The organism is Clostridium sp., from assembly GCF_051654825.1.
Lineage (GTDB): Bacteria > Bacillota > Clostridia > Clostridiales > Clostridiaceae > Clostridium.
On record NZ_JBOFYU010000221.1, the window covers coordinates 77,574 to 104,453 of the forward strand.

At 30.0% G+C, this 26,880-nt stretch carries 19 protein-coding genes; 2 read left to right on the forward strand and 17 right to left on the reverse strand.

From position 1 onward, the window contains the following. Window positions 1-42 precede the first annotated feature (42 nt). The 4 genes from ACRDBA_RS13200 to ACRDBA_RS13215 form a co-directional block, all read right to left on the reverse strand. Window positions 43-480 carry an ACT domain-containing protein gene (locus ACRDBA_RS13200; RefSeq protein WP_438573390.1) on the reverse strand — a complete coding sequence of 146 codons (438 nt, stop codon included), beginning with the start codon at window positions 478-480 and terminating at the stop codon, window positions 43-45. Between the two features lie 32 nt (window positions 481-512). Beyond that, the gene (thrB, locus tag ACRDBA_RS13205) at window positions 513-1,397 is read right to left on the reverse strand and encodes a homoserine kinase (protein WP_438573391.1); all 885 of its coding nucleotides are present in this window, start codon (window positions 1,395-1,397) and stop codon (window positions 513-515) included. Next, on the reverse strand, window positions 1,397-2,860 hold the full coding sequence (gene thrC / locus ACRDBA_RS13210; protein ID WP_438573392.1) for a threonine synthase: 1,464 nt from the start codon (window positions 2,858-2,860) through the stop codon (window positions 1,397-1,399). The genes thrB and thrC overlap by 1 nt, the downstream gene beginning before the upstream one ends. 174 nt (window positions 2,861-3,034) lie before the next feature. Further along, entirely contained in the window at window positions 3,035-5,584 is a 2,550-nt protein-coding gene (locus ACRDBA_RS13215; RefSeq protein WP_438573393.1) for a calcium-translocating P-type ATPase, PMCA-type, read from the reverse strand. A gap of 294 nt (window positions 5,585-5,878) precedes the next feature. Here ACRDBA_RS13215 and ACRDBA_RS13220 point away from each other — a divergent pair, with 294 nt between their 5' ends. Beyond that, window positions 5,879-7,513: a putative manganese-dependent inorganic diphosphatase gene (locus ACRDBA_RS13220; RefSeq protein ID WP_438573394.1), complete on the forward strand. Its 1,635-nt coding sequence runs from the start codon at window positions 5,879-5,881 to the stop codon at window positions 7,511-7,513. Between the two features lie 14 nt (window positions 7,514-7,527). Here ACRDBA_RS13220 and ACRDBA_RS13225 read toward each other — a convergent pair whose 3' ends face one another. The 8 genes from ACRDBA_RS13225 to ACRDBA_RS13260 all read right to left on the reverse strand — a co-directional run bounded on the left by ACRDBA_RS13225 (window position 7,528) and on the right by ACRDBA_RS13260 (window position 17,218). After that, window positions 7,528-8,334: an aminotransferase class IV gene (locus ACRDBA_RS13225; protein ID WP_438573395.1), complete on the reverse strand. Its 807-nt coding sequence runs from the start codon at window positions 8,332-8,334 to the stop codon at window positions 7,528-7,530. A gap of 13 nt (window positions 8,335-8,347) precedes the next feature. After that, window positions 8,348-8,986, reverse strand: a complete 639-nt coding sequence (locus ACRDBA_RS13230) for an HAD-IB family hydrolase (RefSeq protein ID WP_438573396.1) — start codon at window positions 8,984-8,986, stop codon at window positions 8,348-8,350. Window positions 8,987-9,188: 202 nt separating this feature from the next. Further along, window positions 9,189-10,382, reverse strand: a complete 1,194-nt coding sequence (locus tag ACRDBA_RS13235; RefSeq protein ID WP_438573397.1) for a pyridoxal phosphate-dependent aminotransferase — start codon at window positions 10,380-10,382, stop codon at window positions 9,189-9,191. A 15-nt stretch (window positions 10,383-10,397) separates the two neighbouring features. Next, window positions 10,398-11,222, reverse strand: a complete 825-nt coding sequence (locus ACRDBA_RS13240; RefSeq protein ID WP_438573398.1) for a PHP domain-containing protein — start codon at window positions 11,220-11,222, stop codon at window positions 10,398-10,400. A gap of 126 nt (window positions 11,223-11,348) precedes the next feature. After that, entirely contained in the window at window positions 11,349-11,702 is a 354-nt protein-coding gene (locus ACRDBA_RS13245; protein WP_438573399.1) for a DUF1292 domain-containing protein, read from the reverse strand. A 140-nt stretch (window positions 11,703-11,842) separates the two neighbouring features. After that, the gene (gene nifJ, locus ACRDBA_RS13250; RefSeq protein ID WP_438573400.1) at window positions 11,843-15,355 is read right to left on the reverse strand and encodes a pyruvate:ferredoxin (flavodoxin) oxidoreductase; all 3,513 of its coding nucleotides are present in this window, start codon (window positions 15,353-15,355) and stop codon (window positions 11,843-11,845) included. A 190-nt stretch (window positions 15,356-15,545) separates the two neighbouring features. Continuing rightward, window positions 15,546-15,971: a flavodoxin gene (locus ACRDBA_RS13255; RefSeq protein WP_438573401.1), complete on the reverse strand. Its 426-nt coding sequence runs from the start codon at window positions 15,969-15,971 to the stop codon at window positions 15,546-15,548. 161 nt (window positions 15,972-16,132) lie between these two features. Continuing rightward, window positions 16,133-17,218, reverse strand: coding sequence for an undecaprenyldiphospho-muramoylpentapeptide beta-N-acetylglucosaminyltransferase (locus ACRDBA_RS13260; protein ID WP_438573402.1), 1,086 nt, complete (start codon window positions 17,216-17,218; stop codon window positions 16,133-16,135). Window positions 17,219-17,451: 233 nt separating this feature from the next. Here ACRDBA_RS13260 and ACRDBA_RS13265 point away from each other — a divergent pair, with 233 nt between their 5' ends. Beyond that, the gene (locus ACRDBA_RS13265; RefSeq protein ID WP_438573403.1) at window positions 17,452-17,634 is read left to right on the forward strand and encodes an alpha/beta-type small acid-soluble spore protein; all 183 of its coding nucleotides are present in this window, start codon (window positions 17,452-17,454) and stop codon (window positions 17,632-17,634) included. 111 nt (window positions 17,635-17,745) lie between these two features. Here ACRDBA_RS13265 and recJ read toward each other — a convergent pair whose 3' ends face one another. From recJ to ACRDBA_RS13290, 5 genes are all read right to left on the reverse strand, one after another. Further along, the gene (gene recJ, locus ACRDBA_RS13270; RefSeq protein ID WP_438573404.1) at window positions 17,746-19,521 is read right to left on the reverse strand and encodes a single-stranded-DNA-specific exonuclease RecJ; all 1,776 of its coding nucleotides are present in this window, start codon (window positions 19,519-19,521) and stop codon (window positions 17,746-17,748) included. A gap of 27 nt (window positions 19,522-19,548) precedes the next feature. After that, window positions 19,549-20,091, reverse strand: coding sequence for a DJ-1 family glyoxalase III (locus ACRDBA_RS13275; RefSeq protein ID WP_438573405.1), 543 nt, complete (start codon window positions 20,089-20,091; stop codon window positions 19,549-19,551). A 27-nt stretch (window positions 20,092-20,118) separates the two neighbouring features. Further along, complete coding sequence (locus ACRDBA_RS13280; RefSeq protein ID WP_438573406.1) at window positions 20,119-23,028, reverse strand: DNA topoisomerase IV subunit A; 2,910 nt, start codon at window positions 23,026-23,028, stop codon at window positions 20,119-20,121. Between the two features lie 18 nt (window positions 23,029-23,046). Then, the gene (locus ACRDBA_RS13285; RefSeq protein ID WP_438573407.1) at window positions 23,047-24,996 is read right to left on the reverse strand and encodes a DNA gyrase/topoisomerase IV subunit B; all 1,950 of its coding nucleotides are present in this window, start codon (window positions 24,994-24,996) and stop codon (window positions 23,047-23,049) included. A 243-nt stretch (window positions 24,997-25,239) separates the two neighbouring features. Then, window positions 25,240-26,625 carry a glycosyltransferase family 2 protein gene (locus ACRDBA_RS13290; RefSeq protein ID WP_438573408.1) on the reverse strand — a complete coding sequence of 462 codons (1,386 nt, stop codon included), beginning with the start codon at window positions 26,623-26,625 and terminating at the stop codon, window positions 25,240-25,242. Window positions 26,626-26,880: the final 255 nt, after the last annotated feature.

The following is a 26,880-nucleotide window of genomic DNA, read 5'->3' on the forward strand; positions in this document are numbered from 1 at the left end:
AAATGAGCACATATTTGTACTCATTTTAAAAATTATCGTCTATTATTCTACAGCTATAAATTCTACTTTATCTACATCTGGTAAATTGGCTAAATTATCTAATAATGATTTTAAATCCCCATATAATGAAGAAACATCTATAGTTAATGTTAAATTTGCCATTCCATTCATTGGAATACCTTGATTAATTGTTATTATACTTCCACCCTCTTCAGAAATATAATTTAAAATACTAGATAATACACCCTTATTGTCTACTATCATCATATTAAAAGTAACTTTCTTTCCTTGAGCTGTTTCTGAAAACTCAAAAACATAATCCTTGTATTTGTAATATACACTTCTACTAATACCAACAGTTTTAGCAGCCTCTGTTATATCTTTAACTTTTCTTTCTTTTAATAACCTTTTAGCATTAACTACTTTTTCATAAACTTCTGGCAACACACTTTTATCTATTACCAAATAATTACCCTTCATGTTTTTCTCCTTAAGTTCATTTTCTAAATATATTATATAATGCAAGCCCCTATATTATCAACATTTAAGGTTTTAGTTAACCAAAAAATATTGTTATCATAAAGATAATTATTTATGCCCCCAATAAAATCCTTATCCTTATTATCTATAATAGCCATAATAGTTGGTCCTGCCCCACTTAAAAAACAACCTAAGGCTCCTAAATCAAAACATTTACCATAAACATTATCAAAGTTATCAATTAGCTTACTTCTATATTTTTGATGAAGTGCATCCTTACATGCAAATTTTAACAAATCATATCTCCCTGTAATAAAACATGAAACTATTAACGCTGATCTACTTAAATTAAATATGCTATCCTTTAATGAAACCTCCTTTGGCAAAACATTTCTCGCCTTTTCAGTTTCTAGTCTAAAGTCTGGAATTAATCCTATAAAACTTATCCCATCTTTTATATCAAGCTTATTATAAACAGTTTTTCCCTCTTCCATTACAGAAACAACCATTCCCCCAAAAACAGCTGGTGCAATATTATCTGGATGACCTTCCATTTCTACACCTATATTAAAAATTTCATCTTTACTTAATTTATTGCCCATTATAAAGTTCGCACCCATAAGCCCTGCTACAATACAACTAGAGCTTGATCCTAACCCCCTAGATATAGGTATATCTTGCTTTACTGCTTTTATTTTTAACCCTTTAGCGTTATAATTAGCCTTCAAAAAGCATTTTTTCATAGCAATGTATATTATATTATCCTCATTACAAAATTCCTGTGGAATATCCTCAAATACTAATCCTTTTTCTATTTCTTCAAACTCAAAAACATTATATAAATCAAATGCTATTCCTAAAGAATCAAAGCCTGGACCAATATTAGCAGATGTTGCAGGAACTCTAACCCTTACCATTATAAATTCTCCTTTAAAAAGGATACTAATTCATCAGCCATTTCACTAACTTCACATGTTGTACAATGCAGTATATCCATATTTTCTAAAAATCTTAAACTAGTAGGAATATCTATTTTTGAATACTCCTTTAACTTATTTAAAACTTTAAAATCATCTATTTTGGTGTCGTCAATATCTAGTGCTTTGCAAATACTTCTAGAGAACTTATACGGATTTGCTGTAGACACTATTAAATTTACTTTATCATCCTTAACTTCCTTTAGATATTTACTTAATACTACTTGTGCAACTGCAGTATGTGTATCCATTAAGTAATTATCCTTTTCAAAAGTTTCTTTAATAGCTTTATTTACTTCTTCCTCACTAGCAAAATTCCCATAAAAAGCACTTAAAAATTCTTTTTCATCCTCTTCAATTTTATAAACTCCATCTTTATTTAATGACTCCATCATTTTTTCGACTTTATTTACATCTCTTTTAGTAGCCTCAAATAATAATCTTTCTAAATTTGATGACACTAATATATCCATTGAAGGTGATGTTGTTAATATAAGCTCTCTACGTTTATCATAAACACCTTTATTAAAGAAATCTGTTAATACATTATTTTCATTTGATGCACAAATAAACCTTGCAATAGGAAGCCCCATTTCCCTTGCATAATATGCTGCTAGTATATTCCCAAAATTTCCAGTAGGAACTACTACATTTATTTTATCGCCCTCTTTTATTTTTTGCTTATTTACTAAATTGAAGTATCCATAAAAATAGTAAACTATTTGCGGAATTAATCTACCGATGTTTATAGAATTTGCCGAAGATAAAATATACCCCTGTTCTTCTAATTCTTCCTTCAATTTTTTATTATTAAAAATATTTTTTACCCCAGTTTGCGCATTATCAAAATTTCCTTTTATAGATATTACTTTAAGATTATTTCCCTTTTGAGTTACCATTTGTCTTTCTTGAATTGCACTTACTCCATCTCTTGGATAGTACACTAGTATTTTAAAGCCTTCTATATCTTTAAATCCTTCTAGTGCTGCCTTTCCTGTGTCCCCAGATGTAGCTGTTAATATAACTATCTGCTTTTTTACATTACATACTTTCTTTGCTCTTTTCATTATTTGAGGAAGAAATAAAAGTGCTGCATCCTTAAAAGCAGCTGTTGGACCATGATATAATTCCAAATAATTATCAGTTAATTCAACCTTAAACCTATCCTTATACGCCTCATTAATTGCCCCCATTAAATCAGCCTTAGTAAAGTCAGTAAAAAATTCACTAATAATTTCATAAGCTAGAGTTTCATAATCAACATTAATATATTTTTTTAAGCTTTCATAAATCTTTGGAAATTTGTCAGGTACATATAACCCACCATCTTTAGCTATACCATTAACTATAGCCATTGATGGAGAAATATCCTTCTCTCCACCTCTTGTACTCATAAAATTCATAATAACCACCCCAAGTTAAAAGTTATTTTTCCACCCTCTACTAATATATTAACATGTATCAATTTTGAATACAAGTGTTTTCTGTATAAATACACTTTGTAAATTTTATACATAGTTCTCTACACTAGAAAGAGCTCTTGATATTAAACAAGAACTCTCTTTATTATAAGTAAATTATTTTTTAGATTTTATTAAAAGGTAAACGCTGTTTATTATAAATATAACTCCTGAATAGAATAACACTATCATCCAGTGATTTAACATTAATGGAACTGTATTAAATATACCTGATAAAAATGGAATATATAATATGCTACATACCATTATTATTGAAATTGCACATGCTCCAACTAAATATGGGTTTGTAAACAACTTAATCTCAAATATAGAATGTCTTTCAGATCTACATTCAAATACATGTAAAAGTTGGGACATAACTAATGTTGTTAAAGCAATAGTTCTACAAGTAACTAAATCCATTCCATAGTATCTTCCTGACATAAATGCTAATAAAGTACATATACCTATTAAACATCCTCTTACTACTATTTTTGACCAAAGACCTCTCGCAAATATACTTTCACCTTTTTCCCTTGGCTTTTGTCTCATTATATCTTTATCAGCTGGGTCCACACCTAATGCAATAGCTGGTAATCCATCAGTTGCCAAGTTTACAAATAAAATTTGTATAGGTGTAAGTGGATTTGGCATATAAAATAATGATGCTAAGAACATTGTTAAAACTTCACCTAAGTTACATGATAATAAATATCTTATAAATTTTCTTATATTATCATAAATAACTCTACCTTCTTCTACTGCTGATACTATTGTTGCAAAGTTATCATCCATTAGAACCATAGCTGCAGCTTCCTTAGTTACATCAGTACCTGATATACCCATTGCTACTCCAATATCAGCTTCCTTTATAGCTGGTGCATCATTTACACCATCACCTGTCATAGCAACTATATTTTGTTCCTTTTTAAAGGCTTTAACTATTCTTAGTTTATGATTTGGAGATACTCTAGCAAAAACTCTTACAGTTTTTACTCTTTTTCTTAATTCTTCATCATTTAATTTCTCTATTTCATCACCTGTAATAGCTTGATCTTCTGTATTACATATATTTATAGATTTTGCAATTGCTAAAGCAGTGTTTTTATGATCACCTGTAATCATTACTGGTTGTATTCCTGCTAATTTACATTTTAAAACTGCATCTCTTACTTCTAATCTTGGTGGATCTATGCTTCCTGCTATTCCTAAGAATATTAAATCACTTTCTAATGATTCATTTTTAACTAATCCATTTTCTTTATATGCAGCTGCAATACATCTTAAAGCTCTATTAGACATAGTTTCGATAAAGGCTGCTACTTGCTTTTTCTTTTGAGCTGTTAATGGCTTAACAGTTCCATTTTCTAAAATATGAGTACACTTTTCTATAACTCTTTCTGGTGCACCCTTCATATAACAAGCTTCTTTAGTTCCTTCTCTAACAATTACACTCATCATCTTTCTTGTTGAATCAAATGGAATATCATATATCCTAGATGAATTTGCTACAAATGCTTCAAGAAGTGGTACATCTGTAAAAAATGCTTTAATTAAAGCTGTTTCTGTTGGATCACCATGAAGTGCTCCATCTATGTTTTTAACACTGAAGTCATAGTTGCAATCATTACAATAAACTAATGCCTTCATTATTTCTGAATGGTTACTTAGCTTATCTTTTTCTAATTCATATACTCTACCATTCATATATATTTCTTTAACTGTCATTTTATTTTGAGTTAATGTTCCTGTTTTATCAGAACATATAACAGATGTGCATCCTAATGTTTCAACTGCTGGAAGCTTCTTTACCAAAGCATTCTTTTTAAGCATTCTAGAAACTCCAAGAGCTAAGGCTACCGTTACTATAGCCGCAAGACCTTCTGGAATAGCTGCAACTGCTAATGATACTCCTAATAGGAACATTTCCCCAATAGCATTACCTCTTAATATACCTAATACCGTAACTACTGCGCATATTCCTAAACATAAAACTACTAAAACCTTGCCTAGTGAATCTAATCTTTCTCTTAAAGGTGACTTTTCTTCTTCAATGTTATCTAGTAAATCTGCAATTTTACCCATTTCTGTTTTCATTCCAATTGCATCAACTAACAACTTTCCTTTTCCTTTTAATACTGTTGTTCCCATAAATCCTAGGTTTTTACCCTTTTTAGTATCCTTAGATACTCCTACTGATTCACCTGTTAAAAGTGATTCGTCAACCATTAATGCTGATGCATCAACAAAAGTTCCATCTGCCGGAACCCTATCTCCAGCTTCTAAAAGAATAATATCTCCAATAGTTACTTCTATTGAATTTATTACTTTTGTAGCACCATCTCTTTCAACCTTACATGTAGGCGCCGCCATCTCCTTTAACGCTTCCAATGATTTTTCAGTTTTATATTCTTGTACAAATCCTAAAATTGCATTTACAAATACTATAATAAGAATTGTTATAGCATCTGCTTTATCCCCCATAATTCCTGATATTATCGTTGCTGCTATAAGCACCCAAGTAATAAAGTCATTAAATTGAGATAAAAAAATGAAAATTGGTGATGCTTTTTTCTTATGAGTAAGTTCATTTAATCCATATATCTTTTGCCTTTTTTCTGCTTCATTTGTAGAAAGACCTCTCTTTACTTCTCTATCTGGTATCACTATCTCTCCTCCTGTTTAAGATTTCTATATATTATATTTTGTAAAATGAAATATATGATTTTTTTCTTAAACTATCGTTATTTTAATTACCAAATAAAATTTTTAAAACTAAAGTGTATAACTTATAAATTTCCTTTAAATTATCATAATCTCTCTATGTAAACATTATCTACATATAACAGATTGATTATTTAGTCAAATTTCTACATATACTTTCTATAGATAGCTTTACAAAAGCCATTCAAATATATAGAATAAACTATGTATAAATCTTTTACTAAGGAGGTAATAAATTTGAAAGACGTAATTTATGTAACTGGACATAAAAACCCTGATTCAGATTCAATATGTGCAGCATATTCATATGCTGAATTTAAGAATAAGACAGGCAATATACCAGCTATTCCTGTTAGATTAGGAAATGTAAATCAAGAAACTCAATATATTCTTGATTATTTTGGTGTAGAAGCCCCTAGATTTTTAAAAACTGTTAAATTAAAGGTAGAGGACTTAGCTTTTGATAGAATAAGCCCTGTATCACCTGAGATATCATTAAAAACTGCTTGGAATATAATGAAGGATAAAAACTTAAAAACACTTCCTGTTGCAGATGGAAATGATCATTTATTAGGAGTTTTAGCTATTTCTAACCTTACTTCATGCTACATGGATATTTGGGATAATAGAATTTTAGCTAAGAGTAATACTTCACTTGAAAATATAGTTGATACTTTATCAGCTAAAGTTATAAATGAAACAACAAATACTTTCCCTGGGAAAATCATTGTTACTGCAATGCAACCTGAAAGTATGAAAGAACATATAGAAGATGGTGATATTGCTATTGTAGGTGATAGAGAAGAAGTACAATCAGCATTATTAGACTTAAACATATCATTACTTATAATAACTGGTTCTCATAACCCAAGTGAAGCTATAGTTCAAAAAGCTAAGGAAAATAACATAACTGTTATTGTTACTCCTCATGACTCATTTACTGCTTCAAGACTTATTGTTCAAAGTATTCCTGTTGGATACGTTATGATAAAAGATGGAATAGTTTCATTCTCAACAGAAGATTTAGTAGATGATATTAAAGCTAAAATGTTAGAAACAAGATTTAGACTATATCCTGTTATAGATACAAATGGTAAAGTTTTAGGTACTGTTTCAAGGTATCACTTAATATCAAACTACAAAAAGAAAATAATACAAGTAGACCATAATGAAAGAGGTCAATCTGTAGATGGTTTAGAAGATGCAGAAGTAATCGAAATTATCGACCACCACAGAGTAGCTGATATTCAAACTAATAACCCTATATTCTTTAGAAACGAACCTGTTGGAAGTACTTCAACAATCGTAGCTAAGAGCTTCTTTGAAAATGGTATAAGACCATCAAGACAAGCAGCTGGATTATTATGTGGTGCTATAATTTCTGATACATTATTATTTAGAAGCCCTACTTGTACAATTCAAGATAAAAATATCTGCAAAAAGCTTGCTGAAATTGCTGGTATAAATATTGAAGAATTTGCTAAAGAAATGTTTAAAGCTGGTACTTCTTTAAAAGGTAAAACTGTTGAAGAAATATTTAATCAAGACTTTAAACCATTCTCTATTGAAGATACAAAGGTTGGTATAGCTCAAGTTAATACTATGGATATTGAAGGATTTATGCCTTTAAAGGGTGAAATGCTTAACTACATGGAAACTAAAGCTAAGGAAGCTGGTTTAGACATGACTATGCTACTACTTACTGATATATTAAATGAAGGATCACAAATACTAGTTGCTGGTAACAAGCCAGAGATAGTAGAAAAAGCATTTAATGTAACTTTAAAAGATAGTGAAGCTTTCCTTGATGGAGTTCTATCAAGAAAGAAACAAGTTGTTCCACCAATAACTTCAGCAATAACTTCAGCATAATAAAAAAAGACACATTAGTGTCTTTTTTTTATATATGATTCAACGTCCTCATTAAAAGCTATTATTAAATTCCTCATAATAATATTATTTATATCCATTTCAATATTATCTACTTTTGAAATAGGTAGTATTTTAGGGGATGTGCCAGATATAAACATAGCATCTACTCCATCTAAATCGCTATATTTAAACTTCTTTTCTATAATAGAAATTCCTATTTTTTTTGCTACCTTTAATATTCTCCCTCTTGTTACTCCAGGTAAAACCTGGTCTATAGGTGATGTAATTAAATCATTTCCTTTAATAATAAATATATTTGACTTACTTCCTTCTGTAATAAAACCTTCATTATTGACAAGAATAGCTTCAAAAGCTTTATTTTTATCTATTGCTTCTGTTACATTTTTTCTAAAATCTAAGTCAACTACCTTTGCATTTGGATTTTTTCTTTCCCCATGAAATAAAATCGTTTTAACCCCTTCTTTGTACATTTCCTCAGTAGGATAAGAATGCTTAATTGAAAAAACCTTCATAGTATCATTTTCAATGTCAAAAGTTATTTTAACATTACCAAATTCCACATTATTAGCCTGAATTAATCTATTTAAAAACTCTTGTATCTTAGAGTATTCATATGCAAAGCTTTTATTCATTAATCTAAATGATTTCTCCATTCTAGAAATATGTTCTTCTGAAAATAATGGAACGTAGTTAATTACTCTTAAAACTTCATAGATAATACCTTTATTTGAGTCCTTAGTATAATTACTAATCCTTTCTAGATGTCCATCTTCTAAGTAGAACTCATTTATTGCTTCCATTTACTACCTCCTATTATTTCCATCTTAATATCTCAAAATCATGCTTCTTCTTATAATTTATTAAATAAGGTTTTCCAACTAAATCTAATAAAGGTTTATCAGATAGTGAATCTGAAAACATGTATGAATCTTCGAAATCAATTTCTAACTTTTCCTTTTCTAAGACTTCTTTTAGTCTTCTTACCTTTTCTTCACCCTTACAATTATGACCATCCATCATTCTTGCAAATTTACCCTTATCAAATATAAATTTAGTTCCTATTACCATATCAACTTCTTTTATATTATAAAATTCTCTTAAATAAAATTCTGGTGATGCTGATATTAAATAAACCTTATATCCTTCTTTTTTTAACCTTTTTATCATATCAATTGCATCCGCATATAAAATATTACTTAATCTATCTTTATAAAAATCTTTAACTAATAAAGCTAAATCTTTTTCATCAATTCCATCTATAAACTTTAAAAACTTTTCTTTAACTTTTTTTTCATCAAATACGCCTATTCCATACATTAATCCACTAAATAAAGCTCTTGGAAGAAACTTAATATTACTCTTATCCCTATGAATAATATATTTAAAAAGTTCCATCAATGTTTCTTTCCTTGTTATTGTATAGTCTACATCAAATATCGCTAATTTATCCATTATAAATCCTCCTATGCTTACTTCTATATTATATAATAAAAAAATATATATTAAAACTGCTTTAATCTTAGTGAACATAAACCATCTTAAATATAGGCTATTTTATATCATTAAACATATAAAAGCACCTAATAAGAATAATTACTCTTTATAGGTGCTCTTTAACATACATATTATCTTTATAAATACATCTTAAAATATTTTATTTTAATTTACCTAAGAATGTTTCTATTCTATCAAGACCCTTTTCTATTAACTCCATTGAAGTTGCATATGATAATCTTATATAATTATCTACGCCAAATGCTATTCCTGGAATTACAGCTACATTTTCTTCTTCAAGAAGTTCTGCTGCAAACTCTAAAGAATTACTTATTTTCTTTTCATTTATAGTCTTTCCATAATATCTACTAACATCTATCATTACATAAAAAGCTCCCTTTGGCTCAATGATTGATAGATTATCTATAATAGATAACTTTTTAACCATAAAATTCTTTCTTTTTTCAAACTCTACTATCATTTTTTCAATATCATCTTGTGACCCATTTAAAGCCTCTATAGCCGCATATTGTGTTATAGAGTTTACATTTGATGTCATATGACTTTGAATGCTTACAATAAGCTTAGCTATTTCCTCTGATGATGCTGAGTAACCTATTCTCCATCCAGTCATAGCATATGATTTCGAAAATCCATTAATTACAATAGTTCTATTATACGCATCTTCTGATAATGAAGCAATGCTAACATGCTTTTCATCATCATAAACTAACTTCTCATATATTTCATCTGAAATTATAATTAAGTCATGTTTTTTTGCAAATTCAGCTAATTTAATTAATTCTTCTTTTGAATATATTGTTCCAGTTGGATTATTGGGACTATTTATTAAAATAGCCTTAGTCTTATCTGTCACAGCTTCCTCTAACTCTTCTAACGCATATTTATAGTTATTTTCCTCTTTTGTTTCAATTATAACAGGTTTACCATCTGCTAACTGTACTAATTCAGGATAACTAACCCAGTAAGGTGTTGGTATTATAACCTCATCACCAGGATTTAAAATCGCCATAAATGAATTTGCTAAAGACTGCTTTGCTCCAGTTGAAACTACTATTTGTGATGGATTATAACTTAACTTATTATCCTTTGAAAATTTCTCACAGATAGCTTTTCTAAGTTCTATTATTCCACTTGTAGCTGTATATTTTGTTTTTCCTTCTTCCATAGCTTTTACTGCTGCTGAAATTATATTTTTAGGAGTATTAAAGTCTGGTTCACCTGCTCCAAAACTTACTATATCTACACCTTGTTCCTTTAACTCTTTAGCCTTTGCTGTAATTCCTAATGTTATTGAAGGATTAATTCCCTTAGCCTTTTTTGATAAATTCATTCTTGTACCCCCATTTTATCTTACTTTCATATTAGTGATTTTATTAAGCAAAACTTCATTTATCCCAAAACTTCCAAGTCCTGTATCATGAAGTGATTGTTTCCCATGATAATCACTGCCCCCAGTGATAGAAAGCCTATACTTCCTAGCTAAATTATGAAAATTATTTGTTTGTTCTTTTGTATGACTTGGATGATAAACTTCTATCCCCTTTAAGCCATAACATTTAAGCTCTCTTATAATACTTTCAATTGCCATTCCTCTGTATATTTGTCCTGGATGTGCTAAAACTGCAATACCTCCAGCATCATTAATAACTTCTATTGTTTCTTTATAGCTTAATTTAAAGCCCTTTACATAAGCTGGCTTTCCCTTTACTAAAAAGGATGTAAATGCAGTTTTGTAATTATCAAAATACCCTTTGTTAACCATTGCATTTGCTATATGACTTCTTCCTACTGTTGATTCTTTATCAATTTCTAAATCATCTAATGTTAAATTTATATTATTCTTTTTTAACTTATGTAATATTTCTTCTACTCTATCTATTCTAGATTTATTTAATTTATTAACTGTTTGAATTAAAGAATCATTATTAATATCAATAAAATACCCTAAGATATGAAGCTCTAAATCATTAAACTCTGTACTTAATTCAATACCAGGTATAATATTAATTCCTTCATATTTATTTTTTGTAACATACTGTGCAGCAATGGAATCATGATCTGTTATTGATATACATTTTATTGACTTCTCTTTGGCTATTTCAATAATTTGCTCCGGTGTCATTGTTCCATCAGAATAACTCGAATGTATATGTAAATCCGCATACTTCATCTTAAACACCTTATTTCTCTAACTATATAATAAAAATATATCATTATTAAAATAAATTTACAAGAATTAAGTAGCTTACTTATTAATATTACTTTAAAAATAAAAAAAGTGCCTTACGGCACTTTTTTATTCGTTAGCTAATTCTTCGCTATAGTATTTTGATACTTTATCGAATTCAGCTTCTTCAGGAACTATTAATTCCCCTTCTTCAGTTGATCTAAATAAATAAACTGAATCTTCATCTGGATTTTGAGCTAATATATATTCACTGTTTTCAAATTCGAAAGCGTCTATTATTGGGCATGATATAACGTTACCGTTATCATCTTCTAAGTCTACTACGAAATGCTCGTGTTCGTGTTCACCACATCCACAATCTTCTCCGCATCCACCTTCATTATGATCGTGACAACCACAATCTGTTCCACATGATTTTACTTCTTCATCATGTCCATTACATCCACAATTTCCGTTATGCATATAAAATACCTCCTATAATTATGTAGTCTTTCTAATTCTACCCTTAATCTCTATAAATTAAAAGTAAAATATTAAAAAACTCATTTAATAATTAATTTATATTAAAAATAAGGAGCTTAATAGCTCCTTATTTAATAAAACTATTCTTGTGTTGCTAACTTTCTATATCCTTCTAATCTTTCTTTAGCATCTCTTTCTGTTTTCTCAAATAAAGCTTCTGCAGCTTCTGGGAATGCTTTAGCTAATGAAGCATATCTAACTTCACCCATTAAGAATTCTCTGAAGTCTCCCTTTGGCTCTTTTGAATCTAGTGAGAATGGATTCTTAGCTCCAACTAAAGTAGGATTATATCTATATAATGCCCAGTATCCACAATCTACAGCTTTTTTAGCCTCATCTTGGCTATTTAACATACCAGCTTTAATTCCGTGGCTGATACATGGTGAGTAAGCAATGATTAATGATGGACCTTTATATGCTTCTGCTTCTGCAATAGCTTTAAGAGTTTGATTTTTATCAGCTCCCATTGATATTTGAGCAACATATACATATCCATAAGTCATAGCCATCATACCAAGATCTTTTTTCTTAGTTCTCTTACCTGCTGCTGCAAATTTAGCTATAGCTGCAGTTGGAGTTGATTTTGATGATTGACCACCAGTGTTTGAGTAAATTTCTGTATCAAATACAAGTACATTTACGTCTTCTCCTGATGCTAATACGTGGTCTAATCCACCGTATCCGATGTCATAAGCCCATCCGTCTCCTCCGAAGATCCATTGTGATCTCTTAACGAAGAATCCTTTATCTTTTAATATTTCTTTAGCCCAATCGCTATCTTGTGCTTCTAACATTGCTGTTAATCTATCAGCTCTATCTCTAGTTCCATCTCCATTGTCAATATTAGTTATCCAATCTTCAAGAACAGCTTTTACATCTTCTGAAACTCCAGCTTCAATAGCCTTCTTCATGTTGTCTGCAACTCTTTCTCTTATAGCTTGAACTCCTAAGAACATTCCTAATCCGAACTCTGCATTATCTTCAAATAATGAGTTAGCCCATGCTGGTCCATGTCCGTTATGGTTAACTGTATAAGGAGTAGCTGGAACTGATCCTCCCCAAATTGATGAACATCCTGTAGCATTTGCTATCATCATTCTGTCACCAAATAATTGAGTTACTAATTTAGCATATGGTGTTTCTCCACATCCTGCACATGCTCCTGAGAACTCAAGTAATGGTTGCTCAAATTGGCTTCCCTTTACAGTGTTCTTGTTCATTGGGTTCTTCTTAGCTGTAACATCTTTAACAGCATAGTCCCAAGCAGCTACTTGCTCTTCTTGAGTATTTTGTGGCTTCATTATTAAAGCCTTTCCTGGTGCTGGACATACTTGAGCACAGTTTCCACATCCAGTACAATCTAATGGAGTTACTCCAATTGTGTAGAATGTAGGCTCTTCTGTCTTTAATGCCTTAGCAGCTACAACTTTCATTCCTTCAGGTGCATTATCTTTTTCACCTTCATTTAATAAGAATGGTCTAATTGCTGCGTGTGGACAAACATATGCACATTGGTTACATTGGATACACTTATCTTCTTGCCATTCTGGCACGTTGATAGCTATTCCTCTCTTTTCATATGCAGCTGTTCCTGCCATAAATGTTCCGTCTTCCATTCCTGTAAATGCTGAAACTGGTAAATCGAAACCTTCTTGATCATTTATTGGTTCTACTATATTCTTAATGAAAGCTGGAATTGATGCATCATCTTCCTTCTTTTCAACAACTACAGTTTTCCACTCAGCTGGAACTTCAATCTTAACGATTGATTCAACACCCTTGTCAATTGCAGCGTGGTTCATGTTAACTACTTTTTCACCTTTTTTACCGTATGATTTAACAACAGCATCTTTTAAGTACTTAATAGCATCTTCAACTGGAATAATGTTAGCTATTTTAAAGAATGCAGCTTGCATTATCATGTTGATTCTTCCACCAAGACCAATTTCTTGTGCTATTTTAACAGCATTTAAAGTATAGAACTCAATGTTGTTTTCAGCGATATATCTCTTCATTGAAGCAGGTAATTTTTCATTAACTTCTTCTGGGCTCCAGATAGTGTTTAATAAGAACTTAGCATTCTTCTTTAATCCATCTAAAACATTGTATTTATAAACGTATGCTTGGTTATGACATGCAATAAAGTCAGCCTTATCTATTAAGTATGGTGATTTTATTGGTTCTTTACCAAATCTTAAGTGAGATACTGTTATACCACCTGATTTCTTTGAATCATATGCAAAGTATCCTTGAGCATACATATCTGTATGATCTCCGATAATTTTGATAGCGCTCTTATTAGCACCAACAGTACCATCTGATCCTAATCCCCAGAACTTACATGCTTTAGTTCCTTCTGGAGTAGCATTTATATCTTCTTCTATTTCTAATGATGTATTTGTAACATCATCTACTATTCCTATAGTGAATCCATTCTTTGGTTCATCTTTCTTTAAGTTAGTGTATACTGCAGCTATATGTGAAGGATTTGGATCTTTTGAACCTAAACCGTATCTTCCACCTACTATTACTGGAGCATTTTCTCTTCCATAGTATGCACTCTTAACGTCTAAGTATAAAGGTTCCCCAGTTGCTCCTGGTTCCTTAGTTCTATCTAATACTGCAATAGATTTAACTGTGTTTGGTATTACTTTTAATAATCTTTCTATTGAGAATGGTCTATAAAGTCTAACTTTAACTAATCCAACTTTTTCCCCATTAGCATTTAAGTAATTAACAGTTTCTTCAACAACATCTGTTGATGAACCCATTGTAATGATTATTCTATCAGCATCTGGTGCTCCATAGTAATCGAAACAGTGGTATTCTCTTCCTGTTAACTTAGTTATTTCAGCCATGTAGCTTTCTACTACTTCTGGAATATCATCATAGAATCTATTTACTGACTCTCTAGTTTGGAAGTATATATCAGGGTTTTGTGCAGTTCCTCTTGTTACAGGGTGATTTGGGTTTAAAGCTCTCTTTTTGAAAGCATCTAAAGCTTCATAATCTATTAATCCTGCTAACTCATCGTACTCTAATACTTCTATCTTTTGAATTTCGTGTGATGTTCTAAATCCATCAAAGAAGTTCATAAATGGAACTCTAGTCTTTATAGCAGTTAAATGTGAAACTGCTGCTAAGTCCATAACTTCTTGTACTGAACCTTCAGCTAACATAGCAAAACCTGTTTGTCTTGCAGCCATAACATCTTGGTGATCACCAAATATACTTAATGATGATGTTGCTAAAGCTCTTGCTGAAACGTGGAATACTGTTGGTAGTAGCTCTCCAGCTATCTTATACATGTTAGGTATCATTAATAATAAACCTTGTGACGCTGTATAAGTTGTTGTTAAAGCTCCCGCTTGTAATGAACCATGCACCGCACCAGCAGCTCCTGCTTCTGATTGCATCTCCATTACCTTAACTGGTTGACCAAAGATATTCTTTCTTCCTTGAGCAACCCACTCATCAACATGCTCCGCCATTGGTGATGATGGTGTAATTGGGAAGATAGCAGCAACGTCTGTAAACGCATATGAAATATGAGCCGCAGCCGTGTTACCATCCATAGTTTTCATTTTTCTCATTATTTTGACCTCTCTTCCTTAATTTAAAAATTTACTAACTTGTAGAATTACCTATTTTGGTATTCCCCAAAATATTAAATACCATTTACAAAAAACTAAGTTTTTTGTAAGAAAAAGATTCAATCAATGCACTTATATCTAAGTCATTACCCCCTAAAGTAAGACCTTCCCGTATTTTATCCCCTAAAATCTATTTAGTTAATTCCTCGCCTAATTTAGCAGCCCCTAATAATTCTGCTTCACTTGGAGATTCTTTAACAGCTAATTCACCTACTACGTTAAATCCGTAGTCTTTCATTCTATGAACCCAATCAACCATAAACTTTCCATCATCCCAACCATAAGATCCAAATAACACTAGTTTCTTTTGATTATTTTGAATTAATTTAAATTGGTTAATAAATGGTTCCATTTCATATTGCTCTATTCTATTGTTATCCATAGATGGGCTACCAAATGCTACTGCATCTGCTTCTGTAACGTCTTCTAGTGTTGCATCCATAACATGCTTTACATTTACTTCTGCGCCCTTATTAGCTGCACTTTCAGCAATAGTATTTGCAAGTACTTCTACATTACCACCGTTACTCCAATAAATAATTGAAATTTTCTTCATAATTATTGCACCTACCCTCTCTAGAAATCTCTAGCTTTTTTTGGATATTTTTTACCCATTTTTTCTTTCCTTTTTAATTATATACCAGTATTTCATTTTTGCAAGTTTTAAACTTCTCATATTAGGTAAATTTACCGTAAACATTAATAAATACGTTTATTTTACCTATTTACCTCTATACTATTAAGAATTACTTCTAAAATCGCATCTACTCCATTTTTAGTATTGCTATTTTCCATGTTTTTTATTAAATTATTTTTGGTTTCCCTAAGTTCTTTAACTTTTTTCATAAATAGTCTTCCATCTTCAAGCATTTTGTCTTCATCTAAAACTATAGAGTATCCTTCCTTTTCAAATGAATTCGCATTTAAAACTTGATCACCTCTACTAGTTTTCTTTGAAAGAGGTATTAATAATGTTGGCTTCTTTAATGCTAACAACTCAAAGATAACATTAGCTCCAGCTCTAGAAATAATATAATCTGCTGATTTTAATAAATGTGGTAAGTCTTCTTTTACATATTCAAATTGCTTATATCCTTTATAGTTATTTAAGTTAGAATCCATATTCCCTTTACCACAAACATGAATAATGTTAAATTCATCAGTTAAATTCTTAATATTTTTTCTTACTTCGTCATTAATACTTTTTGCACCTAAGCTTCCACCAATTACTAATAAAATTGGCTTTTCACAATTAAAGCCGCAAATTCTCTTTCCCTTTTCTTTATCTCCATTTAAAATTTCACTTCTAATAGGGGTTCCAGTTAATACACCTTTTCCATCTTTTACATATTTTAAACTTTCTCTAAAAGTTACACAAAGCTTATCACAAAATGGAGCTGATAATTTATTTGCAAGTCCTGGTGTTAAATCTGATTCATGTGATACAACTGGTATTTTTTTCATTGATGCTGCAATTACTACTGGAACAGCAACAAATCCACCTTTTGAAAAAATAACATCTGGCTTTTCTTTCTTTAATATCTTATTAGCTTCGATTACACCCTTCATAACCTTAAAAGGATCTGTGAAATTTTTAACATCAAAATATCTTCTTAGCTTTCCTGAAGATATTGCAAAATAAGGTATTTTAGCATCTGATATTATTTCTTTTTCTATTCCATCCTTGCTTCCTATATACTTTATTTCAAACCCTTTTTCCTTTAGTTTAGGTGCCAATGCTAAATTTGGTGTAACATGCCCTGCCGTTCCTCCACCAGTCATTATAATTTTATATTTGCTCATTTTAACACTCCTATCAATAATACTATACTGCAATTATAACAATTAATACTTCATATTATTTTCTTAATTATATTATTAAAATTTATTAAAATTCATTTTTATTATATACCACTATAATTTAAAGTTAAATCTCTTTCCCTCCCTAGCTTTTCCATTATCACCTTAACTTTCATATAATAATAACCTAAAAAATACACAAGCTATTATCATCAAAAGAAAAGGAGGTGACTAAGATGGCTAAAACATTAGTACCTGAAGCTAAAAATGGATTATCAAAATTCAAAAACGAAGTTGCTAGTGAAATGGGTGTTCCATTCACTGACTACAACGGAGACCTTTCTTCAAAACAATGCGGAAGCGTTGGTGGTGAAATGGTTAAAAGAATGGTAGAACAATATGAAAGTGGTATGAAATAATTATCTTTTTCAACTGTTAAATCTAAATATTGCGTAAAGGTTAAAGCAATATTAAAGAAAGTTAGGGTGTCTCATTTGAGATACCCTTTATATTTATATTAATTATCACTACTAATTTATTCTTAAATTCTTTATCATTAATTGAATATTTTTATTTCCCTTAAATTCATTTATATTTGGATAATAAATTAAATCCATTTTAAAGTTGGCATATGTTGAATTGCACATTTCATTAAATGCTTCTTCCCCATACTTATCTATAAATGATTCTTTAAAGTCTAAAAATTTATCAAAACTTATACCATCAACACTTATATTTTTATCTCCTATTTTACATCTAATCTTTAGAATATTCTTATCCTTTCCAATTAACCAAACTCTTTGGACTAAAACATCTTTAACCGCAAATAAAGGACTTGGGTTTCCTTTACCAAAAGGCCTTAAGCTTTCAACAACCTCTACTAGCTCTTCATTTAAATATTGAAGCTGCAGTGGAGAATCAATTCTAATTATAGGCATTACATCTTCTTCTGTTAATTTACATAAAGAATTTATCTTACTTCTAAGTTTATCTATATTTTCTTCCTCTAAAGATAATCCAGCTGCCATAGGATGACCACCAAACTTACCTAATAACTCCTTACATTTAGATAATTCTTCAAACATATTATAACATTCAATAGATCTTGCAGATCCCTTAGGCATTTCTTTTCCCTTAGTTAAAACTATACAAGGCAAATTAAATCTTTCCTTAACTCTTCCTGCCACTATTCCAGCTATACTTTCATGAATAGTATTATCATATATAACTATTACTTTTTCATCATTACTTTTTTCTAATGTAACTCTTTCAATAACTCTTTCAGCACTTTCCTGAGTTAATTCTTGTCTAATTGAATTTAATTCATATAACTGCTTTGCTAGTTCCTTAGCTCTTTCTAAGCTTTCGGTAATTAATAACTCTACTGAAAGTTTCGCTGTTTCTAAACGTCCTGTAGCATTTATACAAGGCCCAATAACAAACCCTAAATGATATTCTCCTATAATCTTATCTTCTAAACCTGTTAGCTTATATAATTCCTTTAATCCAATGTTGCTTGTATTATTTAATAATTCTAATCCTTTTTTTACTATAATTCTATTTTCATCAACTAAATCTACTACATCACAAACTGTTGCTATAGCTGCATATTCTATTAGTTCTTCATACTTACTTTCTTCAATATTCATTTCTTTAAATAAACATTGTGAAAATTTTAATGCAATTCCTGCACCACATAAACTTTTAAACGTATATGGACAATCTGGTCTTTTATGATTTATTACAGCATCAGCATTAGGCATAGTTTGAATAAAGTTGCCCTCTTCATTTTCTTTTATAGGAATATCATGATGGTCTGTTATAATAACCTTCATTCCCAGTTCTTTAGCTAAATCTACTTGTTCAAATGCAGCAATCCCATTATCACAAGTTAATATTACTTCACAACCTTCTTCCTTTAGCTTCCTTACTCTTCCACTATGCATACCATAACCTTCATCTTCTCTATTAGGTATATAGTAATCAAAATTTGCTCCACATGCCTTCAATGCATTATAAAGAATTACAGTACTTATAACACCATCACAGTCATAATCACCATATATAATAATTTTTTCACCTTTTACAATACTATCTTTTATAATATCTATGCCTTTTTTCATATCCTCCATTAAAAATCCATTATATAAATCTTTAATAGAACCATTTAAAAACTTATTAGCCTTTTCTACTGTATCTATTCCTCTATTAGCCAAAAGTCTTACTACTAGAGGATTTTCATTCATAGCATTAGAGAGCCTTTTATAGCTCTCTAATTTATTAGTCAATATCCACTTTTCTTTCATCATATCCCCCTTAAAGTAAAGAAAATACTATTCAAAAAGCATTCCTTTTTTTATTTCAATAGCCTTTTCAGGGTTAATTTTATTTAATATTTCAAAAGCAAAAGGTATAGCAGCCGCTGGACCTCTTCCTGTAATAATATTTCCATCAACAACTACAAGCTCTTCCTTATAGTTACAACCCTCAAGTTCCTTTTCAAAACCAGGATAGCAAGTCAGATTTTTTCCTCTTGCAATTCCTGCTGCTCCTAATGATATAGGGCCTGCACAAATTGCACAAACATATTTCCCTTTATTATAAAAATCTTTTACTAATTCTATAACTCTACTATCGTTCTTTAGGTTTACAGACCCTGGCATTCCTCCTGGAAGAAATAAAAAATCATAATCATTAATTTCTTTATCTTCTATACTTTTATCTGCAATAACCTTTATTTTATGAGAAGTAGTTACTTCCTTTCCATCTAATGAAAATGTATCACATACAACATCTGCTCTTCTTAAAACATCTACTACTGTTAATGCTTCTATAGTTTCAAAGCCTTCTGCTAATAAAACCGCTATCTTACTCATACCCTTTTACCTCCTAAAAATTATATATTAATTTAATATAACATCTTTAACTTCATCATCTAAAGCAAGCATCATTATACTGCTTCCTCTTCCTGCTCTATTTTGAAGTTTTATTTCTTCAATATCTATTTCTTTACTATTTTTATTTTTTGATGTTAAGTTTATATTTACAAGTGATGTTACAGATAATTCATTTGATCCTTCATCACTATTTTGATTTACTATCTTTCCAAATAATACTTCATCATCTTCCTTTAAGCTTATACCTGTAACTCCTGAAGCTACCTTACCCATAGTACTAACATTTTCTGATGAGAATTTTATAGCCATAGCTTTTTTAGTAACTATAAGTAATTCTGATTCTTTATTTTCACAAATATCAATAGAAATTATCTCATCTTTATCATATTTAAATTTATATGCAGGTTGTGATAAATAACTTCCATCAAATTCTTTTAATAAAGTTTTCTTAACCATTCCTTTTTTACTAAAGAAATATACAACCTTATCATCAAAGCTTTTTAATGAATGCATAAATATTACTTTTTCACCTTTCAAGATATCATCTACTAAACTGTTTAAAGGTATTTCCCCCTTACCAACATTTTGTAATAAAAATGCTGGGATCTTGAATATTCTACCCAAATTAGTAAACATCAATACATCACTTTTAACATCTGTATTTACTTTCAGCTTATCATTCTTTCTTGATCTTCCAAATGCTTTTAATGTATTTTTGCTAGTTACTCCTATTGTAAACTCTGCAAACACCATCGAATTTGTATATTCTATACTATCTATTCCATCACTTAAAGATAAATTAAATAACTGTAGTGGAAGTATATTTCTAGGTTGATCTTCAACTTCAGGCAATTCTAAAGTAAATCTTATACCTTTTTTAGTTTTTACACTTAAGAATTCTGAGTTTTCACCATCATTTAACACAGTTACATCTATAACTTCTTCTCCATCTTTCATTTTTAAAGCTTGAAGCTTTGTATATGAAGTTTGGAATTTATCTAAGGAGCTTTTCTTTATTCCACCTTTTGATGTTATAAATTGAATATGCTTATTTGCAACTAATGTTCCTACTGATATAGCATCAACTATTTTTTCATCATCTAAGTTTAATGTTTTTATTAAGCTATCAATTTTTTCACCTTTTTCTTTCCATTTTCCTTCTGGTATATTAACAGCCTTAATTTGATACATATTACCCCTATTAGTAAATAACCATAGGTTTTCTATAGTATTCGATTTAATTAGGAACTTAAGCTCATCCCCTTCTCTATAATCAATGTCTTCAGCCTTTGCATTAGATCTATTAAAGCTTTTAAGAGGTATTCTCTTTATAAATCCATCCTTAGATAAGGTAATCATTACATCCTCTACTATTATAAGCTCTTCTATATCTATTTTAGCTTCACTATCATCATGAATTATTTGAGTTTTTCTTGGTGTTTCATATTTTTCAGTTACTTCTTTTAATTCAGTTCTAACAACTCTTAATAATTCTGCTTCATCATTTAATATCTTTTTAAGTTTTTTAATTAATTTTTGAAGTTCATCATATTCTTTTTGGAATACTTTTATTTCAAGACCAGTTAATCTATAAAGCATTAATTCTAATATTGCATCAGATTGAATTTCTGTAAACCCAAATCTCTCCATAAGATTCATTCCAGCATCTTTTTTAGATTTAGATCCTCTAATTGTTTTTATAACTTCATCTAAAACATCTATTGCCTTTATAAATCCTTCTACTATGTGGAATCTTCTTTCTGCTGTAGCTAATTCTTTTATAGTTCTTCTAGTAACTATTTCTTTTTGATGGTTAACATAATGTCCTATAATTGTTTTAAGGCCCATAGTCTCTGGCTTTCCATTTGCTAATGCAACCATGTTAAAGCTTACGTTACATTGTAAATCTGTCTTCTTAAATAAATATTTAAGAACTTTATCCACTGAATCCTCATCAACTGATTTTCTAAATTCAATTACAGCTCTAACACCATTTCTATCAGATTCATCTCTAATATCTGTAATAGTTTCTAAAGCCTTTGAATGTTTTTTATCTCCTGTCATTTCAGAAATAGTTTGAAGCAATTTAGCTTTATTTCTTCTATATGGGAACTCAGTTATAACTATTCCTAATCTACCATTTTCAAGTTTTTCTATAGCAGTCTTTGCTCTTAAAGTAACCTTACCTTCTCCAGTCTCATAAGCAGATAATAATGAATTTTCACCTATTAAAATCCCTCCTGTAGGAAGATCCGGACCTTTTATATATTTCATTAATCCCTTAGTTGTAATTTCAGGATTGTCTATGTATGCTAAAACACCATCTGTAACTTCTCCTAAATTATGTGGTGGAATATTAGTTGCTAAACCAACAGCTATTCCAAATGTTCCATTTACTAAAAGATTTGGATATCTACTAGGAAGAACTCTAGGTTCCATTTCACTATCTGAATAGTTAGGAACCATATCTACAGTTTCCTTGTCTATATCCCTTAACATTTCCATTGCTATTGGAGCTAGTCTAGCTTCTGTATATCTCATTGCCGCCGCTCCATCTCCATCCATAGATCCCCAGTTACCATGTCCATCTATAAGTGGTGCTCTTGTTGAAAAGTCTTGAGCCATAATTACCATAGCATCATATATAGAACTATCACCATGTGGATGGAATTTACCCATTATATCACCAACAATTCTTGCTGATTTATAATAAGGTTTATCTGGATAAGCCTTTAAAAGGTAGGCTCCGTATAATATTCTTCTATGAACAGGCTTTAGACCATCCCTTACATCTGGAAGTGCTCTATCTTTAGCAACTTCTATAGCGTAAGGCAAGTAGTTATCTGGCATAGCCTCTTCTAATGGGATTCTAATAATATTATTATCCCTAGGTATCTCATTAACTTTTTTAGCCATAATCATTCTCCATTCTAATTAAAATTCACCGTATTTGTACATATAATTTTTTCTAGGTTCTACTATATCTCCCATTAAAAGCGAAACCATCTTTTCAGCCTTTGCTGCATCATCTATAGTTACTTGAAGTAAAGTTCTTGTTTCTGGATTTAAAGTAGTATTCCATAATTGCTCAGGGTTCATTTCTCCTAAACCTTTATATCTTTGTATTAAAGCACCTTTACCGATTTCCTTTTTTACACTTTCTAATTCGTCATCAGTGTAAGCATACTTTGCTACTTCTCCACCTTTACCATTTCTATATACTTTATATAATGGTGGCTGAGCTAAATATAAATGTCCATTTGCAATTAGCGGTCTCATATATCTATATATATACGTCATCCATAATGTTCTTATATGATATCCATCTACATCGGCATCACTCATTATTATTATTTTATCGTATTTTAAATCTTCTTCTTTATAATTATCTAATGTTCCAGTTCCTATAGCTGTATTAAATATCTTTAATTCTTCTGAAGCTAATACATTTTCAAGCTTTTGCTTTTCTGTATTCATTATTTTACCTTTAGAAGGCATTATTGTTTGGAATCTTCTATCTCTAGCTTGCTTTGCAGATCCACCAGCTGAATCTCCCTCAACTACAAAGAATTCATTTACTGTATTATCCTTTAATGTACATACAGCAACCTTACCAGCTAAAGGTGCTGTTCCTTTTCCTATTTTCTTTTTCTCAGCTTCATTTATCTTTTTAATTTTTTCTCTTCTTTGAGCTGCTTGAAGTGCATTATTTATTATCATAGTTGCAACTTCTTTATTATCTTCTATCCACTCTCCAAATTTAGTATAAGATAAATCATTCATCATTGTGTACGCTTCTGTACTACCAAGCTTAGTTTTAGTTTGTCCCTCAAAGACAGGATTAGTTATTTTAATTCTAACTATAGCTGTCATCCCTTCCCTTAGGTCATCACCTTCAAAGTCCTTGTCTTTTTCTTTTAATATACCAAGCTTTTTAGCTCCTTCTTTAAAAGCTCTTGTCATACCAGTTTTAAAACCTGTTTCATGAGTTCCAGCTTCTGTTGTTGGAATATTATTTACATAGCTTGCTATATTTTCTGTTGTTGAATCTGTAAATTGTATACATACTTCACCATACATTTGAATACTATCTAGACTTCTTTCACCTTCAAAAAATATAGGTGTTGGATGAAGTACAGTTTTACTTTCATTTAAATAATCTATAAAATCAAGTAATCCTCTTTCTGAATAATATTCTTTTTTAACTTCTTCATCTCTTCTTCTATCTATAAGCTCCAAGTATATTCCTTTATTTTGGAATGCTAACTCTTGAAGTCTTTCATCTATAATGTCAAACTTAAAATCTACTGTAGAAAATATATCTTTATCTGGCATAAAGGTAACTCTCGTTCCCTTTTCCTTAGTTTTTCCTACTATCTCTAATTTACATATAGCCGTTCCAGGCATATCTTTTTTTAATTCTTTATCATAAGCATATTCAAATCTTTGTTTGTATATATTTCCATTTTGATGAACTTCTACTTCTAACCACTTTGAAAGAGCATTTACTACTGCAGCCCCAACTCCATGTAGTCCTCCAGAAGTTTTATAGTTTTTATTATCAAATTTCCCACCTGTATGTAATTCAGTAAATACCATTTCTACCCCTGACTTTTTCTTTATAGGGTGAATTCCTGTTGGTATTCCTCTTCCATTATCTATAACAGTTACACTTTTATCTTTATTTAATATAATGGTTGCCTTGTCGCCATATCCATTAGAAATTTCATCAATAGAGTTATCTAATATCTCCCAAATACAATGATGTAAACCCTTAGTTCCTGTAGACCCAATATACATCCCTGGTCTAACTCTTACAGGTTCTAACTTTTCTAAGGAAGTTAAATCAGTTACATCATATCCTTTTATTAAATCCTTGTTCATAAAAACCTCCAAAATATAATTAACAATTAAAAAAACAAGTACTTGGCAATCTAGGATAATCTAAATAACCTTTCTTATAATTTGTCCAAGTCTCTTCCTTCTATGCAATCTTTATAATTTTATCATATTTAATCTCTCTTTAAAAATATAAATCTTTAAAAAGCTTTTGTCAAACAGATGTTCGCATTTTGTTTTATATATTTTAAAAAGAAATAAAAAACCAACGCCAAGCGTTGGTTTTTTCTATACATCACATATTTCTATGCTTCTTACATGTTTAGTTGGATTCCATTCTTTGTTGTTTTTCTTTATTATACCTTGGATAGTTATTGGTATCCATGTTAATGTATAAACTGCATATAATAAGAATCTAAAGAATAAAACTAAGTTTTTCTTTCCTAAGAATAATGCCGTAGCTAATAAAAATGCTACGTTATATATAACATTAATGAAAAGAATCATTGTTACGTCTGATGTGTTACCTATTAATACTGGTAATATAAACACACTTAATGAATAGAATAAAATCATTCCTAAGAATCCTGAAGATATTTTTTTATCTAATTTCATTATTATTGGAGTAATAATAAATTGCATAACTCCTAATAATTTAAATAAGAAGTCTCCAGAAACATAACTTATTAAGAATATGTTCATAGGCGTTATACTTTGTATTGTCGTTAATACTAAAGATATACCCATCATTAATGTTACAAATGGTTGAATTACATAAAGTGCACAATCTAATATAAACCATTTTCTTTCTTTAAGACCTTTTTTAAGTAATTTAAAGAAGTATCTTGATGCAACATCAGAAAACCCTTGCATCCATCTTCTTCTTTGAACCCAAGATTGTTTTAATGTTAATGGTTTTTCATCATAAATTATAGCATCATGTGCCCAACCTACTTTTTCACCATTCATTATTAGCTTACATGAAAACTCTAAATCTTCAGTTAAGCATGTAGCTCCCCACCCAAAATCACGTAAAACTTGAGTATCTATAGCAAACCCTGTCCCTCCAATTTGGTTAGATAGTCCAACGTTAGCTCTTGCTAATTGATATAACCTATTTTGTGACCAAAATGCAATTGAATATGATGTTGCAATCCAAGAATCATTTGGATTTTTACTATCTATGTATCCTTGTACCACTTTATATCCTTCTAGCATTTTAGAATTTATTTCTTTACACCAGTTTTTTGAAACTAAATTATCTGCATCAAATACAGCTATTGCATCATACTTTGTTTGCATTTTAAATATTTTTGCAAACATCCACTCTAATGCATATCCTTTACCTCTTTGATCTTTGTTAAATCTTTCATATACATTTACACCATGTTCTCTAGCTACCTTTGCTGTATTATCTGTACAATTATCAGCAATTATAAAAATATCAAAAAGTTCTTTTGGATAATCCTGATTTTTCATACTTTCAATCAGCCTACCTATTACAACTTCTTCATTATGTGCAGCTACTATCATAGCAAATTTTTTAGTTGGCGTATAATTCTTTTTTTCCTTTTTTCGCATTAACCCCATTACACCTAATACAAAGTAATAAATGGTTACTACAAAAACGAAAACTTGAAATACACCAGTTGCTAAATAAATAATTTCACCCATTGCATCCACTCCTATATTTTTAAAGGACTATTTATAATCATTAAAATTTCTCTTTTGCGCTCTTATTAATATATTCCACAGATAAGTAAAAATCAAGCTTTAAAATCTTAATATTTGATTAAGATTATAAATTGTTCGTTTACACAAAAGCTCTTACCTTTTTATATTATCCTTATTTCCCTTTATTTATAATACTTTTGTTAAAATTATATCTCTATTTTTTTATTAATATAAAATTTACATTTAAACAAAAAA

Coding starts and splice junctions, on each gene's coding strand:
- ACRDBA_RS13200 (WP_438573390.1), bottom strand. CDS start 480: ATGAAGGGTAATTATTTGGTAATAGATAAAAGTGTGTTGCCAGAAGTT.
- thrB (WP_438573391.1), bottom strand. CDS start 1,397: ATGGTAAGGGTTAGAGTTCCTGCAACATCTGCTAATATTGGTCCAGGC.
- thrC (WP_438573392.1), bottom strand. CDS start 2,860: ATGAATTTTATGAGTACAAGAGGTGGAGAGAAGGATATTTCTCCATCA.
- ACRDBA_RS13225 (WP_438573395.1), bottom strand. CDS start 8,334: ATGGAAGCAATAAATGAGTTCTACTTAGAAGATGGACATCTAGAAAGG.
- ACRDBA_RS13230 (WP_438573396.1), bottom strand. CDS start 8,986: ATGGATAAATTAGCGATATTTGATGTAGACTATACAATAACAAGGAAA.
- ACRDBA_RS13235 (WP_438573397.1), bottom strand. CDS start 10,382: ATGAATTTATCAAAAAAGGCTAAGGGAATTAATCCTTCAATAACATTA.
- ACRDBA_RS13240 (WP_438573398.1), bottom strand. CDS start 11,222: ATGAAGTATGCGGATTTACATATACATTCGAGTTATTCTGATGGAACA.
- ACRDBA_RS13245 (WP_438573399.1), bottom strand. CDS start 11,702: ATGCATAACGGAAATTGTGGATGTAATGGACATGATGAAGAAGTAAAA.
- nifJ (WP_438573400.1), bottom strand. CDS start 15,355: ATGAGAAAAATGAAAACTATGGATGGTAACACGGCTGCGGCTCATATT.
- ACRDBA_RS13255 (WP_438573401.1), bottom strand. CDS start 15,971: ATGAAGAAAATTTCAATTATTTATTGGAGTAACGGTGGTAATGTAGAA.
- ACRDBA_RS13260 (WP_438573402.1), bottom strand. CDS start 17,218: ATGAGCAAATATAAAATTATAATGACTGGTGGAGGAACGGCAGGGCAT.
- ACRDBA_RS13265 (WP_438573403.1), top strand. CDS start 17,452: ATGGCTAAAACATTAGTACCTGAAGCTAAAAATGGATTATCAAAATTC.
- recJ (WP_438573404.1), bottom strand. CDS start 19,521: ATGAAAGAAAAGTGGATATTGACTAATAAATTAGAGAGCTATAAAAGG.
- ACRDBA_RS13275 (WP_438573405.1), bottom strand. CDS start 20,091: ATGAGTAAGATAGCGGTTTTATTAGCAGAAGGCTTTGAAACTATAGAA.
- ACRDBA_RS13280 (WP_438573406.1), bottom strand. CDS start 23,028: ATGGCTAAAAAAGTTAATGAGATACCTAGGGATAATAATATTATTAGA.
- ACRDBA_RS13285 (WP_438573407.1), bottom strand. CDS start 24,996: ATGAACAAGGATTTAATAAAAGGATATGATGTAACTGATTTAACTTCC.
- ACRDBA_RS13290 (WP_438573408.1), bottom strand. CDS start 26,625: ATGGGTGAAATTATTTATTTAGCAACTGGTGTATTTCAAGTTTTCGTT.